This is a genomic window from Streptomyces sp. P17 (assembly GCF_032436805.1).
Classification (GTDB): domain Bacteria; phylum Actinomycetota; class Actinomycetes; order Streptomycetales; family Streptomycetaceae; genus Streptomyces.
Genome location: NZ_JAVRBF010000478.1, coordinates 1 through 344, shown reverse-complemented (window position 1 = coordinate 344; position 344 = coordinate 1). Strand labels below are relative to the sequence as shown.

The window sequence follows — 344 nt, the reverse complement described above, 5'->3', positions numbered from 1 at the left end:
AATCCTTTCGGTGACGGCGTTACACCCGGCAGGACCGCAGCAGTCACCGTCAAATCTGTGGATAACGCCAAACCGTCTTTCACATATTTATATGACACTCCACGCGCAACCGCGTCCAATTCGTGCAACACCTTCGTTGACGGGCCGGGATTGTCCACAGGACCGGAACCGGGAACCAATTCAACATAATGAATTTCACCTTGTTTGAATTCGCCCAAAACTTCCGATGCTACATTTTGCATTTCTTCATAAGAAGTCATTGACATACTCCGTTTGACGATTTAATTGATAATCATTCGTTGATTTCTAACGCATTCCAATTGAAACCGAAAGGAAAAACCGTG

General features: G+C 45.3%; 1 protein-coding gene. It reads right to left on the bottom strand.

Going from position 1 to position 344, the window contains the following annotated elements; translation table 11 throughout:
• On the bottom strand, nt 1–260 hold a 260-nt coding region (locus RMT89_RS41785; protein ID WP_315888985.1), incomplete at its 3' end, for a hypothetical protein.
• Nucleotides 261–344: the final 84 nt, after the last annotated feature.